Origin of the sequence: Vibrio sp. 2-1-2a (assembly GCF_032648565.1) — a bacterium.
In the GTDB taxonomy this organism is placed as follows: domain Bacteria; phylum Pseudomonadota; class Gammaproteobacteria; order Enterobacterales; family Vibrionaceae; genus Vibrio; species Vibrio diabolicus.
In genome coordinates, this window is record NZ_WBOH01000004.1 from 432,043 (window position 1) to 449,336 (window position 17,294).

Annotated in this window: 14 protein-coding genes; 7 read left to right on the forward strand and 7 right to left on the reverse strand. The window is 47.3% G+C overall.

Annotation, left to right across the window (positions count from 1 at the left end; genetic code table 11):
* From gmk to F7Y48_RS13820, 6 genes are all read left to right on the forward strand, one after another.
* On the forward strand, window positions 1-624 hold the full coding sequence (gene gmk, locus F7Y48_RS13795) for a guanylate kinase (protein WP_005394946.1): 624 nt from the start codon (window positions 1-3) through the stop codon (window positions 622-624).
* 181 nt (window positions 625-805) lie between these two features.
* Window positions 806-1,078: a DNA-directed RNA polymerase subunit omega gene (gene rpoZ / locus F7Y48_RS13800; RefSeq protein ID WP_005379346.1), complete on the forward strand. Its 273-nt coding sequence runs from the start codon at window positions 806-808 to the stop codon at window positions 1,076-1,078.
* Window positions 1,079-1,117: 39 nt separating this feature from the next.
* Complete coding sequence (spoT, locus tag F7Y48_RS13805) at window positions 1,118-3,238, forward strand: bifunctional GTP diphosphokinase/guanosine-3',5'-bis pyrophosphate 3'-pyrophosphohydrolase (RefSeq protein WP_005394948.1); 2,121 nt, start codon at window positions 1,118-1,120, stop codon at window positions 3,236-3,238.
* A 52-nt stretch (window positions 3,239-3,290) separates the two neighbouring features.
* Entirely contained in the window at window positions 3,291-3,974 is a 684-nt protein-coding gene (trmH, locus tag F7Y48_RS13810; protein WP_017820702.1) for a tRNA (guanosine(18)-2'-O)-methyltransferase TrmH, read from the forward strand.
* Between the two features lie 252 nt (window positions 3,975-4,226).
* The gene (gene recG / locus F7Y48_RS13815) at window positions 4,227-6,308 is read left to right on the forward strand and encodes an ATP-dependent DNA helicase RecG (protein ID WP_248381456.1); all 2,082 of its coding nucleotides are present in this window, start codon (window positions 4,227-4,229) and stop codon (window positions 6,306-6,308) included.
* Between the two features lie 233 nt (window positions 6,309-6,541).
* A complete protein-coding gene (locus F7Y48_RS13820) occupies window positions 6,542-7,930 on the forward strand; it encodes a uracil-xanthine permease family protein (protein ID WP_316684749.1) in 1,389 nt (462 codons plus the stop codon).
* Window positions 7,931-8,003: 73 nt separating this feature from the next.
* On the opposite strand, the gene envZ is transcribed toward F7Y48_RS13820, so the two are convergent.
* From envZ to F7Y48_RS13845, 5 genes are all read right to left on the reverse strand, one after another.
* Entirely contained in the window at window positions 8,004-9,296 is a 1,293-nt protein-coding gene (envZ, locus tag F7Y48_RS13825) for a two-component system sensor histidine kinase EnvZ (RefSeq protein ID WP_047009400.1), read from the reverse strand.
* Window positions 9,297-9,398: 102 nt separating this feature from the next.
* The gene (ompR, locus tag F7Y48_RS13830) at window positions 9,399-10,118 is read right to left on the reverse strand and encodes a two-component system response regulator OmpR (RefSeq protein ID WP_005394960.1); all 720 of its coding nucleotides are present in this window, start codon (window positions 10,116-10,118) and stop codon (window positions 9,399-9,401) included.
* A 129-nt stretch (window positions 10,119-10,247) separates the two neighbouring features.
* Entirely contained in the window at window positions 10,248-10,643 is a 396-nt protein-coding gene (locus F7Y48_RS13835) for a DUF1090 domain-containing protein (RefSeq protein WP_005394961.1), read from the reverse strand.
* Between the two features lie 105 nt (window positions 10,644-10,748).
* Window positions 10,749-11,240, reverse strand: coding sequence for a transcription elongation factor GreB (gene greB, locus F7Y48_RS13840; protein WP_005394962.1), 492 nt, complete (start codon window positions 11,238-11,240; stop codon window positions 10,749-10,751).
* A 117-nt stretch (window positions 11,241-11,357) separates the two neighbouring features.
* Window positions 11,358-13,238, reverse strand: coding sequence for an ATP-dependent zinc protease (locus F7Y48_RS13845; protein ID WP_104971142.1), 1,881 nt, complete (start codon window positions 13,236-13,238; stop codon window positions 11,358-11,360).
* 229 nt (window positions 13,239-13,467) lie between these two features.
* On the opposite strand from F7Y48_RS13845, the gene F7Y48_RS13850 reads away from it, so the two are divergent.
* Window positions 13,468-15,789, forward strand: a complete 2,322-nt coding sequence (locus tag F7Y48_RS13850; protein ID WP_301569097.1) for a Tex family protein — start codon at window positions 13,468-13,470, stop codon at window positions 15,787-15,789.
* A 103-nt stretch (window positions 15,790-15,892) separates the two neighbouring features.
* Here F7Y48_RS13850 and F7Y48_RS13855 read toward each other — a convergent pair whose 3' ends face one another.
* Together F7Y48_RS13855 and bioH are read right to left on the reverse strand one after the other, a co-directional pair.
* On the reverse strand, window positions 15,893-16,357 hold the full coding sequence (locus F7Y48_RS13855; protein ID WP_005379316.1) for a hypothetical protein: 465 nt from the start codon (window positions 16,355-16,357) through the stop codon (window positions 15,893-15,895).
* A gap of 124 nt (window positions 16,358-16,481) precedes the next feature.
* Window positions 16,482-17,249 carry a pimeloyl-ACP methyl ester esterase BioH gene (gene bioH, locus F7Y48_RS13860; RefSeq protein WP_006741796.1) on the reverse strand — a complete coding sequence of 256 codons (768 nt, stop codon included), beginning with the start codon at window positions 17,247-17,249 and terminating at the stop codon, window positions 16,482-16,484.
* Window positions 17,250-17,294 lie beyond the last annotated feature (45 nt).

Here is a 17,294-nt window from a genome sequence, read left to right on the forward strand (position 1 = left end):
ATGGGCAAAGGTACTCTCTATATCGTATCTGCACCTAGCGGCGCAGGTAAATCTAGCTTGATCTCAGCGATGTTGGAACGCAATCCAACCTACGCAATGAAAGTGTCTGTGTCTCATACCACGCGTAACATGCGACCTGGTGAAGAAAATGGTGTCCACTACCATTTTGTAGCGAAAGATGAGTTTGAAGCGCTGATCGCTAAAGGTGATTTCCTAGAATACGCTGAAGTGTTTGGTAATTATTACGGCACCTCTCGTGTGTGGATTGAAGAAACGCTAAATAAAGGTATCGACGTTTTTCTAGATATCGACTGGCAAGGCGCACGTCAAATCCGTGAGCAAATGCCTGAAGCCAAAAGCATCTTCATCCTGCCACCATCAAACGGTGAGCTAGAGCGTCGCTTGAACACTCGTGGTCAAGATAGCGATGAAGTGATCGCAAAACGTATGGCTGAAGCCAAGTCAGAAATCTCTCATTACAGCGAATACGACTACGTGATCGTAAACGACGATTTTGATACCGCTTTGATGGACTTTAAAGCCATCTTGCGTGCAGAGAGATTGAAGGAAGAAAAGCAAGCTGCTAAATATAAAGGTATGCTTGACGCGTTGTTAGCAGAGTAACTTCAAAAAAGTCACGCTGTAAAACATAAAGAATTTCTCGTTTTTTGCTCAGTGCGAAAAACACAATAAACTACCTGAGAAAGTCCACAAACGGTGGCTTGTCTAATTGCTAGTAAATAAAGTAGTTAGGTTGTATACTTTCTCGTCATTCTAAAATTTTAGTTAACTATTTGGAGTCCTCATGGCACGCGTAACTGTTCAAGACGCTGTTGAAAAAGTTGGCAACCGTTTCGACCTAGTACTGATTGCGGCTCGCCGCGCTCGTCAAATGCAAACTGGCGGTAAAGATGCACTAGTGCCAGAAGAGAACGATAAGCCAACGGTTATCGCTCTACGCGAAATCGAAGAAGGTTTAATTACTAAAGAAGTTCTAGACGCTCGTGAACGTCAAGAACAGCAAGAGCAAGAAGCGGCAGAGCTAGCGGCAGTAAGCAGCATCGCTCACAACCGTTAATTCTGACTTTAGAATTCAACAACCTCCCGGGCCTATAATTTGTATCTATTCGATAGCCTCAAAGACGTTGCCCAAGAATACCTAACAGAGCCTCAGATTGAGGCTCTGCGTCAATCTTATGTGGTAGCGAGAGATGCCCATGAAGGGCAAACCCGCTCTAGCGGTGAACCATACATCATCCACCCTGTCGCTGTGGCTCGTATATTGGCCGAAATGCGCCTTGATATCGAAACCCTCCAAGCTGCTTTGCTGCATGACGTCATTGAAGACTGTGATGTAACTAAAGAAGATCTCGAAGAGAAATTCGGCAACACTGTCGCAGAATTGGTTGATGGTGTATCTAAACTGGACAAACTCAAATTCCGCGATAGGAAAGAGGCTCAGGCTGAGAACTTTCGTAAGATGGTTCTGGCCATGGTGCAAGATATCCGCGTCATTCTGATCAAACTGGCTGACCGCACGCACAACATGCGTACGCTTGGCGCGCTTCGACCAGATAAAAAACGTCGTATTGCTCGTGAAACGTTAGAGATTTACGCGCCACTCGCTCATCGTCTTGGTATTCACAATATCAAAACCGAACTCGAAGAGCTGGGCTTTGAAGCGCTATATCCCAACCGCTACCGCGTACTAAAAGAAGTGGTAAAAGCGGCACGCGGCAATCGTAAAGAGATGATCCAACGTATTCACAGCGAAATAGAAGGCCGTCTGCAAGATTTCGGCTTGAATGCTCGCGTCGTTGGTCGTGAGAAAAACCTGTTCTCTATCTACAACAAGATGAAAACCAAAGAACAGCGCTTTCACACCATCATGGATATCTATGCGTTCCGAGTCGTTGTTGATACCGCTGATACTTGTTATCGCGTTTTAGGCCAAGTACACAGCTTGTATAAGCCACGTCCTGGTCGCATGAAAGATTACATCGCGGTACCAAAGGCGAATGGCTACCAATCGCTACACACTTCCATGGTTGGCCCACATGGCGTACCTGTTGAAGTTCAGATCCGTACTGAAGATATGGATCAAATGGCGGACAAAGGTGTCGCGGCACACTGGTCTTACAAAGACAAAGGCGACAAGTCTGGCACCACTGCGCAAGTGAAAGCTCAGCGTTGGATGCAAAGCCTGTTAGAGCTACAACAAAGCGCGGGTAACTCATTCGAATTCATTGAAAACGTAAAATCCGATCTTTTCCCAGATGAGATTTACGTCTTCACACCAAAAGGTCGTATCGTTGAATTGCCTTTAGGCGCAACGGCTGTTGACTTTGCCTATGCCGTACATACCGATGTAGGCAACTCTTGTGTTGGTGCTCGTGTTGATCGTAACCCTTACCCATTGAGTAAGGCATTGAAAAACGGTCAGACGGTGGAAATTATCAGTGCCCCTGGTGCGCGTCCGAATGCGGCATGGCTAAACTATGTCGTGACTTCTCGTGCCCGCACTAAGATTCGACAAGTACTGAAAACGATGCGTCGTGAAGAGTCGATTACTTTAGGTCGTCGCCTACTTAATCACGCACTTGGCCGCCACTCGATTGATTCAATTTATCCAGAAAATATCCAAGAAGTCTTGAATGATCTTCGCCTAGAAAGCATCGATGATTTATTGGCAGCTATTGGATTGGGTGAGTTGATGAGCATTGTGATCGCACGTCGTCTCCTTGGTGATACCGAAGAGCTCACGACAACAAGCTCAATCCCAACGGACTCGAAGAAGAAGCTTCCGATTCGTGGCGCAGAAGGCTTATTGCTGACGTTTGCAAATTGTTGTCATCCTATCCCAGATGATCACATTATTGCTCACGTATCGCCTGGTCGTGGTTTAGTGGTTCACCGAGAAACATGTCCAAACGTTCGCGGTTATCAGAAAGAGCCAGACCGTTATATGGCTGTCGCTTGGTCTGACGACTACGATAAAGAGTTCATTGCTGAACTTAAAGTCGACATGCTTAACAACCAAGGTGCTCTTGCAGAACTGACCAACGTGATCTCGAAAACAGGGTCAAACATTCATGGTCTTTCAACAGAAGAGCGTGATGGTCGTTTGTACACTGTGACTGTGCTGTTGACGACGAAAGATCGCGTCCACCTTGCTGGCATCATGCGTAAGATTAAGGCAATGCCTCAAGCAACCCGAGTCAGACGCAGAAAGAACTAACCTCTATCGCCACCTACTCTGTTAGGTGGCGATTTTTTATACCTCAATAAATATGAACCTAGAACGTTACAACCGCATTCACCAAGTCCTAAAAACTCGCCAAACTGATCTGACACTTTGTCTCGAAGAAGTACATAAGCCAAACAACGTCTCTGCCGTGATCCGCACCGCTGACGCGACAGGCTTACACAAAGTTCATGCCATTTGGCCTGACAAAATGCGTACGCTGAGCCATACCTCAGCTGGCGCGCGTAACTGGGTTGAAGTGGATACTCACGATTCCATTGAAACTGCGATTACCGAACTCAAAGCGCAAGGTATGCAGGTTTTGGTGACCAATCTTTCGGACACCGCCGTCGATTTTCGCGAGATCGACTACACCAAACCAACGGCCATTATTTTAGGCAGCGAAAAGGTTGGCGCTTCAGAGCAAGCCAAACAACTTGCCGATCAAGACATTATTATCCCGATGGTGGGCATGGTGCAGTCACTAAACGTATCGGTTGCCAGTGCCGTAATTTTGTATGAAGCGCAACGTCAACGTGAAGCCGCAGGCATGTACGACCGAGAAGAAAGCGCTCTGCCTAAAGAGACAATCAACCGTATTCTCTTTGAACGTGGTCACCCAGTGCTGGCAAAGGTCGCGAAACGAAAAGGGCTCGTTTACCCACCACTCGATGAAGAAGGTCAAATCATCGCCGATGACGCGTGGTGGCAAGAGATGCAAAGCAAGTAACAGACTTTCGTCATCCTGAACAGCGACGAAGGAGCGTGATTCAGGATCTAATTCCCGAGAGTGCTGATGCTGATAGTGTTAACTTCAACGACATACTTGTTGGAAATAGATTCCTGATGTCGCTAGGCTCCTCGGAATGACAGGTTATCAGTCAGATCATGACACTAACTAAAGCATGACTATTTTTTCCTGTACAAAAACACAGCTCCATGGTTAACATACTGCTATGTTAACCATTTTCTTGAGCCCTCTATGTCCGCCCAAATGTTATCTGCCGTCCCATTAACCTCCCTTTCTGGGGTTGGCGCGAAAGTCGCAGAAAAACTCGCCAAAGTTGGCTTACATAGCGTTCAAGATTTGCTGTTTCATCTTCCACTGCGCTACGAAGATCGTACCCGTATTTACCCTATTGCCAAACTGCATGCTGGCCTTTGGGCGGCCGTGCAAGGCAAGGTCATGGCAGTCGACACCATCTTCGGTAAGCGCAAAATGTTAACGGTAAAAATCAGCGACGGTAATGGCACTATTACGCTGCGCTTTTTCAACTTTACCGCGGCCATGAAGAACAATTTCACACAAGGTAAGTTAGTACATGCTTACGGTGAAATTAAGCGCGGTGGCATGGGCTTGGAAATTGTTCATCCTGACTACAAGTTTTACGTCAGCGATCAAAAGCCCGATGTAGAACAGAGCTTAACCCCTGTTTATCCCACTACAGATGGTTTACGCCAAATCACATTGCGCAACCTTACCGAACAAGCTTTAGCGCTGCTTGATAAAACCGCAGTGCAGGAATTACTTCCAGCCGGGCTGTATAACCATCAAATCACGATGTCGCAAGCGCTGCACACCATTCATCGCCCACCACCAACCATTAATTTAGATGAGTTTGACGAAGGCAAACATCCTGCTCAAATCCGCTTGATCATGGAAGAGTTGCTCGCACAAAACTTATCGATGCTGGCGGTGCGTAGCAAAGGCCAGAAGGATTCAGCGTTACCTCTCGGTCCTTGCAATAAACTAAAAACGCAGCTTTTAGCCCAACTGCCTTTCTCTCCTACGAACGCTCAAACCCGAGTAGTACAAGAGATTGAAGCCGATTTAGAAAAACCCCACCCAATGATGCGCCTAGTGCAAGGTGATGTGGGATCGGGGAAGACGTTGGTTGCCGCTCTGGCCGCCGTTCGTGCCATTGAGCACGGCTATCAGGTGGCACTCATGGCACCAACCGAACTATTGGCTGAGCAACACGCGATCAACTTCGCCAACTGGTTTGAAACAATGGGCATTCAAGTCGGTTGGTTAGCGGGCAAACTCAAAGGTAAGGCAAAGGAAGCCGAGCTGGCTCGCATTGCCAGTGGTGAAGCACAAATGGTAGTGGGTACTCACGCGCTATTCCAAGAGCACGTTGAATTTCATCACCTTGCTTTGGTCATCATTGATGAACAGCACCGCTTCGGTGTCCATCAGCGATTAGAGTTACGTGAAAAAGGCGCAAAACAAGGCGCCTACCCACATCAGTTGATCATGACGGCAACGCCTATTCCTCGCACGTTAGCGATGACCGCATACGCTGACCTGGAAACTTCCGTGATTGACGAACTGCCTCCGGGTCGAACGCCGATTCAAACCGTTGCCATTCCAGATACAAAACGTGACGACATCGTCGAGCGTGTCCGAAATGCCTGCTTAAACGAAGGCAAGCAGGCATATTGGGTGTGTACCCTGATTGATGAGTCGGAAGTATTAGAAGCGCAAGCCGCGGCAGATACCGCTGAAGAGCTTCAACGTAAGCTACCGGACGTAAAAATTGGTCTAGTACACGGCCGAATGAAGCCGGCAGAGAAACAAGCGGTGATGCAAGATTTCAAAGACAATAAACTGCATTTGCTGGTCGCAACGACGGTGATTGAAGTTGGCGTGGATGTGCCAAACTCTAGCTTGATGATCATCGAAAACCCCGAACGTCTTGGTTTGGCACAATTACACCAGCTAAGAGGTCGTGTGGGCCGAGGCTCCGTTGCTAGCCATTGTGTGCTGCTGTACCACTCTCCACTGTCGAAAACCGCGCAAAAACGTCTGGGAGTACTACGTGAAAGTAACGATGGCTTCGTCATCGCACAGAAAGACTTAGAGATTCGTGGCCCGGGCGAACTCTTGGGTACAAAGCAGACTGGTCTTGCTGATTTCAAAATTGCAGACTTAGTTCGAGATCAACGCCTGATTCCCGAAGTTCAGCGTATTGCGCGTCATATTCATGACAATTACCCGACTAACGCAACAGCGATTATCGATCGCTGGTTGGGTGAGCGGGATATTTACTCCAAAGCGTAATGATTGAAAGCGAGCCAAATGGCTCGTTTTTTAATACGCTAAAAACCAAAGCAATCGTTTGCTTTTTAGGTAAATCTCTCTATAATCGCGCACAAATTTTTAAGTGTGTTGCATCACACTCCACCAACCTGAGTTGACTCTGATTAACAGCAATCACAGGTAACGACGTCAACTCCACCCTGCTCTCCCATTCAGCGAGATCTGGGAATATATTGCGACTAGCGAGACAAACAATGACAACTTCAAACCGATCTTCGGAACTGGTCTATCAACTCAATGATCGACCACCTTTGCCTCAAACCATTTTTGCCGCACTTCAGCACTTATTGGCGATGTTCGTCGCGGTTATCACTCCGTCACTGATCATCTGTCAGTCTTTGGGTGTACCAGCAGACCAAACGAATACCATCATCAGCATGTCTTTATTTGCGTCAGGCGTGTCTTCGTTTATTCAAATTCGCACCTTTGGCCCAATTGGCTCTGGTTTACTCTCTGTTCAAGGCACCAGCTTTAACTTTTTAGGTCCTATTATTGGTGCAGGCCTATCGCTGAAAGCAGGTGGAGCAGACATCAGCACCATGATGGCAGCCATTTTTGGTACGATTTTAGTGGCATCATTTGCGGAGATTTTCCTATCTCGCGTATTAGAGCATGCCCGTCGCATTATCACTCCGCTCGTTTCAGGCATTGTCGTCACTCTTATCGGTCTCACACTGATTCAAGTCGGCTTGGTATCAATGGGGGGTGGCTACGCGGCATTAAATGAAGGAACATTCGGCAGCTTAGACAAACTAGCGCTCGCTGGAACGGTACTTGGCTTGATTGTGATATTAAATCGCTCGAAAAACCCATATATCCGTGTGGCTTCGATTGTGATTGCGATGCTAGTAGGCTACATCATGGCGTATTTTATGGGGATGGTAGATACTTCTCAGCTAGGCACAACCGAGCTTGTAGCACTACCGGTACCAATGCAATATGGCTTATCGTTTGACTGGTCTCTGTTCATTCCGCTGGTGCTGATTTTCTTTATTACCGCACTAGAAGCCATCGGCGATATTACCGCCACATCCGAAGTGTCTGGCGAGCCAGTCAAAGGCCCTGTGTACATGAAACGCATTAAGGGGGGTGTACTAGCAGACGGCTTAAACTCTGCAATCGCAGCCGTGTTTAACAGTTTCCCGAACTCCACCTTTAGCCAGAATAACGGCATCATCATGCTAACAGGGGTCGCGAGCCGTTACGTGGGTTACTTTATTTCTGGCATGTTATTGATTCTTGGCTTGTTTCCTGGTGTTGCTAGCTTTGTTCAGCTGATTCCTGAGCCAGTACTTGGCGGCGCAACGATTGTCATGTTTGGTACGATTGCTGCCGCTGGTGTGCGTATTATCTCTCGTGTTGAGCTCGATCGCCGCGCAATTCTGATCATGGCCTTATCCTTCTCAATGGGGCTTGGTATCGCGCAAAAACCAGAGATTCTGCAATTCATGCCAGAATTTATTAAGAGTATTTTCTCCACTGGCGTTGCTGCAGGTGGTATCACAGCGATCATTTTAAACCTACTTCTGCCAGAGAAACTGGAAGACGAAGATGAACTTCCTCAAGAAGTGAAAGAGTCTTAATAAGATTGTAGAGAAAAGCAAAGCCCAACCTGTTTAGGTTGGGCTTTTTGTTTTAAATGGTACAGTCACCGACTTACTTGGTAGGAAAGCTGATTTGAGCGATTAAACCGCCTTCACTGCGATTACGCATCACCACAGAGCCTGAGTGCTGGCTGATTATACGCTTCACTATCGCCAGCCCAAGCCCTGTACCTTCACTGCCACGAGCTGTATCACCACGCGTAAAGGGTTCAAATAATTTTGCGATTTGAGAATGCTCGATACCCGGTCCGTTGTCCTCTACTGAAATCCACACTAGCTGCTTATCTGCTGTCACACCGGTACTGATTTTGACCCAGCCATTGCCGTAACGCAGTGCATTGACAACTAAATTACTGATCGCCCGTTTAATCGCAATGGCGCTTCCTTTGGCTGGTGGCAGGTTAGGATTAAGATCCGTTTCAATTTCAGCCTCATAACCACCTTCCGAACTGGCGACATCACTGGCAATCGTACTGATATCCACAGGTTCAAACGATTCTTTGTTCACCGGTTTGAGGTAGTCCATAAACTGACTAATGATCTCATTACATTCTTCCGTATCGCTAATGATCCCTTCAGCAAGGTAGCTATCCTCGGGAGACATCATTTCTGTCGCTAAGCGAATGCGCGTCAGCGGTGTTCGCAAGTCATGGCTAATCCCCGCCATTAATAGGGCGCGATCTTCTTCGAGCTCCTGAATGCCTTTGGACATTTGATTAAACGCTCGGGTTACAGAGCGAATTTCCGATGCGCCTTTTTCTGCCAACGGTGGCGGGATTTCACCTCGACCGACATCTTTCGCGGCTCTCTCTAAAGCCAAAAGTGGGCGGTTTTGTAAACGAATAAACAACCAACCACCAGCAATGATCAGCAGCGCCATAATCAAGCTGTTACGAAACAGCGGTGCAAAATCTTCTTCTTGCAGCTCAGATAAAGGAATACGAATGATGGAGTTCGGCAACTTTTCGATGTGCATCCACAAGATGTAACTTTCATCGCCAAGCAATAAGCGCACTTCGGTGGGCGAACCTAACTCTTGGCTCATTTCTTCAGACATCAAATCAATCGACATCGCGTGATGAAATTCAACCGCTTTATCGCTGTCGAGGCTGTGAACCGTCACCCCCAGCCTTTCTAATAATTGACGTCTCAGCGGTGCATCAGATTTTAATGGCCCTTCATCATCAAGCACCAAATTGAGCTCATGGGCGAGAATTTTATTGAACTGCTGCAAACTCGGCATCAACGCGTAGTTAAAAACGGCGTAGTAAGAGAAAACTTGGCTAGCGAGGAGCAAAGAGATGAACAGCAGAATAGATTGTGTCAGTGAACTTCGGATGCGCATGGAACGTTCCTGGTGGTCCTAATCGCGAAATTTCAGCCTTCGAAGGGAAGGACTTGAAGGCTGAAGTTGCTATAGCCAAGTGCTGGCTATGGAGTGAGGAGATTACACCTCTTTGCCGTCTGGGACGAAAACGTAACCTAAGCCCCACACGGTTTGAATGTAGCGTGGCTTGCTTGGATCATCTTCTAACATGCGACGCAAACGTGAGATTTGCACGTCAATAGAACGTTCCATCGCAGAATATTCACGGCCACGTGCCATGTTCATCAATTTGTCTCGTGACATCGGCTCTCGCGCATTCGTCACGAGCGCTTTCAGGACAGCAAACTCTCCTGAGGTCAGTGGCATTGCCTCGTCACCGCGGAACATCTCGCGAGTGCCTAGATTGAGTCGGAACTCACCAAACTCCACTACTTTTTCTTCGGTGCTTGGCGCGCCCGGCAACTCTACGGTTTGACGACGTAATACGGCTTTAATGCGAGCGAGTAATTCACGTGGGTTAAATGGTTTTGGCAAATAATCATCCGCCCCCACTTCCAGACCCACAATGCGGTCCACTTCATCACCTTTCGCGGTGAGCATTAAGATTGGCAGCATGTTGTTTGCATGGCGTAGGCGACGACAAATCGACAAACCGTCTTCACCTGGCAACATTAGGTCCAGCACCATTAAGTGAAAGTTTTCGCGCGTTAGTAGGCGATCCATCTGTTCGCCATTGGCGACACTTCGGACCTGAAAACCTTGCTCAGAAAGGTAACGCTCCAATAGAGCACGTAAACGAGCATCGTCATCAACCACTAAAATTTTATGATTTTCTTGCATTGAAACATCCTTTCAGAAGCATCTATTGTCGAAAATGTATCACTGTTTTTCCTAACGTGCTCAAGCAAATTGTTACTCTTTTTATCTTAAGCGCTTTATTTTCTCTCTAGCAGGTATTTTCAGTACCTACTATTGGCCATAATTCCATTCCAGTTCACGTTTGGCTTCAAGCAACTCTTGCTGTGCCTCAGCCAATTTGTGACGTTTTTTCTCGATTTTGTCTGCTTTCCCTGAGCGCTGCGCTTCCGCTAGTTCTTGCTCACGCTCCTCAACGTCTCGCGCCTTTTCGTCCACTTCCGCTTGCAGTTCTTGACGCAGTTCACCTTCCGAACATTCATTCTGGATAGCGGTAAGTGCCTGTTCTAAGCCTTTAATTCGATGTTCATTACCTTGTGCTTTCGCATACTCAAGCTGCTGTTCTACCGCTAACTCTTTGGCGTCACAGCCTTTCACTTCATCTTGAGCAAAAACTGAGAGTGAGAATCCTATTGTTAGTGCAGCGCTACACATGACTGCTTTGTTCATTTTACTTCTCCGAGAAAGGCAACATGCCTTTGTATTCAATAAGCTGACGTTGAGACTCAAGTCACTTCCAGTGAACTTCAAGAGACTTGAATCAGTGATAAAGCCTCAGTCTTCCAAGGCTGGTTTGTTGTATTCAATCGAGTTAATGAACCACTCTTTTTCACCTTCTGGGGTTCGCACCGTGAATTCTTCATCCACTTGTTTTTTCAACATCGCTCGCGCCATAGGTGAATCGATAGAGATGTAGTCTTTCGCATCTCCATAAATCTCTTCAGGCCCAACTATGCGGAACTTCTTCACCTCTCCTGCCTCATTTTCTATTTCAACCCAAGCACCAAAAAAGACTTTGCCTTCTTGCTGCGGAGAATAGTCAACGATCGTGACTTCAGGCAGAAACTTGCGAAGAAATCGAACACGACGGTCGATCTGACGAAGCAGACGTTTATTGAAGGTGTAATCCGCATTTTCTGAGCGATCGCCCAGGCTCGCCGCCCAGGTGACAATTTTGGTGATTTCAGGACGCTTTTCATTCCAAAGGTAATCATGCTCTTGTTTGAGTTTGTTATAACCTTCACGGGTAATCAGCTTAGTTTTCAAGTTAACTCCTATCTCAACTAAAAAATGCCGCTCTTGAGCAGCATTAAGGAGATGATATACCCAAAGCACTGGCTTCGTTCGGGCTTTGGGTATCAAGATAATAAGGCGGCCAGAGTGCTACTTTTCGTAATCTGGTTTTTGCGTCACGATGTAATTCGTATCACTCGAAACAACCGCGCCATGTTTTAGGAAGTTTTTACCTAAAATCATGCTGTAATGGAAGCGACCTCGGTCTTGCAAATTGACTCGGATCTTCTTCTCTAACTCGCCAAGCTTAACGTGCATTTCTACTACAGGTCGTTCATTGGCCTTTTCTCCTTTTTTGGCCGTTATACGCATGACATCCACCACCTCACGGGTAAACGCCTTGGTCATGCCTAGATCGTTTTCATAAGTAAAACTCACCATATCTTTACCGTCTTTTTGAAAGCGCTTGATGTCCTTGGCATTAATCGAGCTCACGTCAGCACCAGTGTCCAATTTGACAGGGAAAGACATCCCTTCCACTTCAGCCACTTCGATATGACCGGCTTTGAAAAGTGGCCTTGCATCTAGTAAATGGTCGGCGCGAGTATTCAGCAGCACACCGCCTTTGGCGATATCATGACCAAAGACGAAAAATGGTTGCGTCTCGTCTTCATCTAGCACATCGAGTGCAAATTCCATTGATGTCTCTTTGCTACCGAAAAGGAAATCGCCATCAACAACGGGACGCACAGTGCTACCCACTTTGAGCTTTTTCACCACAGGCTTGGTAATTTTTTCTTCTTTACCCTCATCGTTCATTAAATAAAACGTGACAGATTCATCCTTACCTTTTTCTGTTACTTCAAAGCCATTTACACGCAGTAATGGCGTTTTCACCGTAAACGTGGGGTAAGCAGGAACGGTATAACCATCAATGGTGACTTGTTCTTCCGGTGAAATCACGAGGGGCTTTGACTTGAGTGCGCTCTTGAACGTTTTTTCAACACCGCCCAATAGGTTTTCTCTGTCGGTATCAATCACAAAGTGTTGGCTCGCGACATCCTGACCCAAGCGAATTTGTGAACTGAACTTACTGCGGTCACGCAAATAGACTAACCAACGTTGGGTTTCGTTTTCGTCGATTTTCACTGGTAAGTAGACCAACGGACGCTCGCTCTTAGTGGTTTTCAGCATGCGTACCAAAGGTAACGTCATTGGGTGGCGCTTGCCGTTTTCACCTTCTAGCGTGAAAGAAACTGCATTGTTCTTTTTATCAACCTTGATATCCAGTGCGTGAACGTTGGTGTAGCGGCTGGTGGTTGATATGCTGATCTTGTATGGCACGCCCTCGACTTCCACCGTCTCTTTTTTGCCGATCATTTTTGCGCTTGGTTGCTCTTGAAGATAGTCGTAGCCAGCGAATACCCACGCATTGTTATCGAGATAGGTTTTACCAATCAAGATAGGAGAAGAGAATTGCGTGCGCTTGGTCAGGTTCACTTCTGTATCAACGGTATGGCCTGCAATCGTCATCGGCATTTTTATTGTCGGGCGTAAAATAGGCTTTTTGCTTGTTCGACTACGAATGGCGCTCACTCGCTCCAGATCGTCGGTAATCTGTATTTCTTTTCCTGTGTAAGGATGAGGAACCGTAAAGCTCACCTTCACTTGATATGGTTTAAAAGTATCGGCATCCCACTTCGCCTTCGTCCCACCTAAATCATCGACAATCGCCCACAACAACTCGTTGTCTTTCAAGTTCTGGTAGTCAGGATGAGAGCTACTGACATGGATGTTCTCTGCATGCATAGACGTGGTGTCAGCACCAGTATCAATCTTGCCAATAAATGGTACCGCTTTTAGCTCTGGAATATCACTGTAGTAAACGCTCTCCACTCGTCCAAGCACCAACTTGTCATCAAGCTGATATACAGGGTCTTGTGTGGTTGCTGATATGGATTGCGCCCAACTAAGCGGGGCGACAAGTAAGGCACTCGTAAGCGCTAACGCCAAAGACATTTTTTTCATCATGATTATCCGTATAAGCCGAGGTACATTTAGTTATATCAATAACCGTGGATATAGGTTAGTCGATAGTTGCGGATATAAGTTCTCAATTTAATTACAGTTTTGACACAAATCTGACTGATGTCCACCAGCGCCCGGTAAATTTTTGTCTCGTTAATTTAAAACATTGCAAATTCTTCGAACGACCCCAATGTTCTATACAACCCAAACCGAATTGAAAGAGAAAACACGGATGAGCCAAGCTATCTGTCGTATGATTGCTCAAGAACTGAATGTTCGCCCTGAGCAAGTCAACGCCGCTGTCACCCTAATTGATGACGGTAACACCGTCCCTTTTATTGCACGTTACCGCAAAGAGGTGACGGGTGGCCTTGATGATACCCAACTGCGTACTCTGGACAGCCGTCTGTCTTACCTTCGTGAAATGGATGACCGCCGTCAAACCATTCTCAAATCGATCCAAGAGCAAGGCAAACTGACGCCTGAGCTTGAGCAAGAAATTATTCAAGCCGATAGCAAGACTCGTCTTGAAGACCTTTACTTACCTTACAAACCTAAACGCCGCACTAAAGGCCAAATCGCCATTGAAGCTGGCTTAGAGCCTCTCGCGGATACACTTTGGAACCAGCCACAAACAGAACCAGAAAGCGAAGCGACGAAATATCTTGATGCCGACAAAGGAATCACAGATACCAAAGCCGCCCTAGACGGTGCCCGTGCGATCATCATGGAACGCATTGCTGAAGACGCAAACTTACTGGAAAAAATCCGTAACCACTTAAATCGTAATGCGGAACTTGTCTCACGCGTCGTTGAAGGAAAAGAGCAAGAGGGTGAGAAGTTCAAAGATTACTTCAATCACAACGAACCGCTGAGCAAAGTCCCTTCTCACCGTGCACTTGCGATGTTGCGCGGCCGCAATGAAGGCTTCCTGACTTTAGCCATGAACGCTGATCCAGAGCAGGAAGAAGGTGCTCGCCAATCTTACTGTGAAACCATCATTGCCGACCATTATGGCGTGACGTTAAGTAGCGCACCAGCAGATGCATGGCGCAAACAAGTGATCAGCTGGGCATGGCGCATCAAAGTATCGATGCACATGGAAACCGAGCTAATGGGCGCAATGAAAGAGCGTGCTGAAATTGAAGCGATTGAAGTATTTGCGACCAACCTAAAAGATTTGTTGATGGCGGCGCCGGCAGGTCCTCGTGCAACACTTGGTCTCGATCCTGGTCTGCGTACCGGTTCAAAAATCGCGGTTGTCGATTCAACGGGTAAAGTTCTGGCTACGGAAACCATCTACCCTCACCCTCCGCAAAAACAATACGACAAATCAGCGCAAATCGTTGACCAGTTAGTGCGTAAGTACAACGTGGATTTAATTGCGATTGGTAACGGCACGGCTTCTCGTGAAACCGATAGCTTTGTCGCAGACGTAATCAAACGCGGCAACCTAAAAGTTCAGAAAATCATCGTCAGCGAAGCAGGCGCATCGGTGTACTCGGCCTCTGAACTCGCAGCGAAAGAGTTCCCGAATATGGACGTATCACTGCGTGGTGCAGTGTCGATTGCGCGTCGTTTGCAAGATCCATTGGCTGAGCTCGTGAAAATCGATCCGAAATCGATCGGTGTGGGTCAATACCAGCACGATGTAAGCCAATCTATGTTGGCAAAACGCCTAGATGCGATTGTGGAAGACTGTGTAAACGCGGTTGGCGTTGATGTGAACACGGCTTCTGCCGCACTATTAACGCGCGTAGCAGGCTTATCAAGCACCATCGCGCAGAACATTGTCGACTTCCGCGACGAAAATGGCCGCTTCGAAGCACGTACGACGTTGAAGAAAGTACCTCGCTTGGGTCCTAAAGCGTTCGAACAGTGTGCGGGCTTCCTACGTATTATGGACGGCAAGAACCCACTTGATGCTTCAGCAGTCCACCCGGAAGCATACCCAGTAGTCAAAGCAATTGCTGAGAAAAACAGCAAAGACATCAAGGCACTGATTGGTGACTCAGCATTCCTCAAAGGCTTACACGCTGTGGACTATACCGATGAACACTTTGGTGTCCCAACGGTTACCGATATCATCAAAGAGCTGGATAAACCGGGTCGTGACCCACGTCCTGAATTCAAGACCGCTACGTTTGCAGAAGGCGTAAACTCAGTTTCTGATCTAGAACCGGGCATGATCCTAGAAGGCGTGGTCTCGAACGTAGCCAACTTTGGTGCCTTCGTCGATATCGGTGTTCACCAAGATGGTCTGGTCCACATTTCTGCGCTGACTGACCGCTATGTTTCTGATCCACGTGAAGTCGTGAAAGCAGGTGACATCGTCAAAGTAAAAGTGATGGAAGTGGACGTACAGCGTAAGCGTATTGGTCTATCGATGCGTATGAAAGACGAACCGGGTCAAGATAACCGAAGCCAACGCTCTTCAGCCGCACCGCGTCGTAATGACCAAGCACAACGTCGTCAGCCTCGCCGCGATGAGTCTTCATCGAACAGTGCAATGGGCGGTGCTTTTGCGGCAGCGTTTGCTAAAGCGAAAAAGTAATCTCGCCTAGGCTCACCGCTAACGAGCTTTCATAGCTAAAAAAAAACGCTCCAATCAGTTCAATCTGCTTGGAGCGTTTTTGTTTGAGTAGGATATTGAGTCGTCATAATACTGCTATCACTTCTGACGGGGTATGGGGAGCGACTGCATGACCATAATGAAACTTGATCACCTTCCTGCGCTTTTCCATTAATCCTTCATTGATCGCAGCATCCAAAATGCGCTTTGGTAAGCGAAAACGAATTGCGTAGCCCTTACCTTGGTCTTCACTGTACGACTTGAGCGCAAGCAAACTAAAAAGCCGTTCTAGTGTATCTTCCGGCTCTTCTTGATAACGCGTGTCGACTTCTGTTTCCATGTCATAATCAGGATGCTCTGAAGGATCCCAAGAAGACTGACGTCGGCGCTTGTCATCACCTTTTACTTTTCGCTCTGCATTGGTTTTGGCCAATGCGACCGTTGGCGTCACAGGCTCTCGGACTTTATTGTCGCGAGCTGCTTGTTCCGTCTGCACATTCACGGATGGGGCGATCAGTGGCACACTTACGTTGGTCGGTGACACAATCATTGCGAACCCTCCTCAGAGTCGCCCAACTCGTCAATATGGCTTAGCTTTATTGACTAATAAAACCTCACCAACCTTTATATCGACCACTTTTTAAACAGCTTGAGCTTTTTCCGCTCGTATTTGATTAATCGTGAGCAAACTCTCGAATTTGGGCACAGAACTCGTCATGTTCGGTCATAAAGGGCGCATGAGAGGACTGATTGAAAACAAACTGCTGAGTATGAGGTAACTGTTCACTTAAATCATTCGCCACTTTAATCGGCACCAATCCATCCAAACGACCATAAAGACGCAGCATTGGTACAGAAAGAGACGTCAATGCATCGCGCAGATCCACATCAGCAAGGATGTTTAGCCCAACCAACAGCGACTCAGGGTTTGGCTGAGGGCGCGACAGTACCGCTTGCTTGAGCTGCTTCACATCTTTACGTGCAGATGGACTGCCCATCGCTTGTAACGCCATAAAGCGCTCAATGGTCAGTGAAAAATCTTCTAGCAACTGAGAGGTGAACGCGCTCAGTACATTCGGTTGAATGCCGCGCCACGGTTTTTCTGCGGCAAATTTTGGTGAACTGGCGACGGTGATCAACTTAGTTACACGCTCGGGCATGTTTAATGCGACATGCGTCGCCACTAAGCCTCCGAGGGACCAGCCAAGCCAAATCGCTTTCTTTGGCGCACTTTGCGCGACCAAGTTAGCAATATGGTCTAAATCTTCACCATGATGCTCGGCACTGTGTCCATAGCCCGGAAGGTCAACAACATGAACACGGAAATCGGTTTGAAGTGATTCGACGGTTTGCTGCCAAACCGCGCCATTCATACCCCAACCATGTAACAACACCAGATCAGGTCCTTCACCAAACGACTGCCAATGTAATTTCGTGCTCATGCTCTCAATCTCTCCCACTTATTTTATTCCCTACGCCATCAGCCA